Origin of the sequence: Corallococcus llansteffanensis, assembly GCF_003612055.1 — a bacterium.
GTDB classification, from domain to species: Bacteria; Myxococcota; Myxococcia; order Myxococcales; family Myxococcaceae; genus Corallococcus; species Corallococcus llansteffanensis.
In genome coordinates, this window is sequence record NZ_RAWB01000954.1 from 1 (window position 1) to 1882 (window position 1882).

Genomic DNA, 1882 nt, shown 5'->3' on the forward strand with positions numbered 1-1882 from the left:
GGGGAGTGCCTGGGCCCGCAGTGTCGGGCGCGCGGCCTCCCTCGGGGGTGGGCATTCCAGTGGTGGGCAGGACGCCTCCGCCTCCTGGGGTGCGTGCCGCGCCTCCGGGTGGACCCGTGGGCCCGGGCCCTGGGATGCCGCGTCCGCCGGGGCCTGGAGGCGCACCGATGCCGCCAGGGATGGTCCGGGCAGGGCCGCCGCCGGGCGCGATGCCTCCTGGAATGGCGCCTCGGTCCGGTCCGGGAACGCCTCCTCCGGTGATGGCTGGGGTTGTTCCGCCTCCTGCGCGGCGTCCGTCGTCCGCCACGGGCATTCCAGTCGCTGGGCCCCCTGGAGGCGCGCGTCCGGTGGGGCCTCCGGGCGCCGTGCCGCCGAATGACGTGCAGGGAAGGCCGGTGGGGCCTCCGCCTCCCGGAGCACCTCCGCGACAAGGGCGTCCGTCGGGCTCCATGCCGGCGGTCGCCGCCGGGCCGGTGCCCGTCGCGCAGCAGCGTCCTGGTTCGCCGGGACCTGTCGCCAGCCCTCCTCCGGGTGGGCCACCGAATGCCATTGCACCCGCTGGGGCGAATGCCCCCGTGGGCTCACCGCCGAATGCCGCTGTGCAGGGTGGGGTGGGTGCCCTCGTGGACACGGCTTGGGGCGACCTGGCGATTGCCTCCGCTCAAGTCGACGTGGATGTGACGGATGCCCTCGCGGGTGCTGCTCCCGGTGGACATCCCTCCACCGCTCCTCAGGAAGCCCGGGATGCGGCGAATCCCAGCGCAAGCTCTCCCCCAGACATTCATGCTGGCGGGCACTCCGATGTGAGCCTCCCGTCCTCCACGGGGGCTGCGATTGCATCGCCTGCGAAGCCCGTTCCCTTGTCCGAGCTGGTCCTGGAGGCCGAGCTTGTCGACGATGACGACGACATCCTGATCCCCGAGTCGTTCGACGCCGAGCCCGAAGCGGCCCCCGTTCAGGCCGCTGCCCCGACCGCCCAGGAGCCCAAGGCCCCCGATGCCCTCGATAGGGAGACCCTCGCCGACGACGACATCGTCGAAGAGGCGGAGGTGATGTCGGCCGAGCCGCACAAGCCCCAGACCGAGGCGGAGCCTGCCTGGGATGTCTTTACCGATGAGTCCTCGCTGAGCGCGTCCGCACGGAGTGAAGCAGCGGTTGCGAGCCCGAGCATTCCTCCGGCAATCCTCGTCGAAGCCCCTGTCTCATCCCAGCCCACGCTGCCTCCGGCCGTCTCCGCCGCGGGCCACGAAGACGGTCTGCTGGATGTGATGGAGTTCGAAGACCTTCCGGACGTGGCCACCTCCGCGCCGCCAGCCGCGCGCGAGACGGAGTCGCCTCCCGCTCCAGTCACCGTCGAAGTCGCTCCCCCTCCTGAGGCGTCTGCCATTGCGGCCTCTCAGGCGTCCTCCGAACAGGAACAGGTCGCGCAGCTCGACTCCGGGGCCTCGCCAGAAGACGTGCCGGTGTCTGCCCATTCCGACACTCCGGCCCCCGCTGAAGTCGTCGCACCGCGTTCCGATGTCCAGGCGTCCCCTGTCGACAACGCCACCGTCTCTCAAGACGTTGAAGCCGATGCGCTCGAGTTCCGCCTGGCCGGCGAGTCAACCGAATCCCTCACGCCGCCCGCCGCTCCCGAGTCCTCCGAGGCCTGGCAGGTCGCCGCCGCGCCGAAGACCCTCTCCGAGCCCGCCGTCCCGCCGTCGCCTGAAACAGGCCTCGCCGTCGCGCCTCCTCCCGAGGCGGCACCCTCCGCCGACGAGTCACGAACCGGAATCCCTCCCGAGTTCGAGGTCGCGCTGATTCCCGAAGGCGAACCCCTGTCCGCCGTTGATCCGGAGCCCGCGCCCGCCGCCACGGCGCCCACCACGGCCGCGCCTGATTC

Annotated in this window: 1 pseudogene; it reads left to right on the top strand. The window is 71.9% G+C overall.

Going from position 1 to position 1882, the window contains the following annotated elements:
- Positions 1-860: 860 nt before the first annotated feature.
- Positions 861-1882: pseudogene (locus D7V93_RS42415) on the top strand (hypothetical protein); the annotation flags it as partial.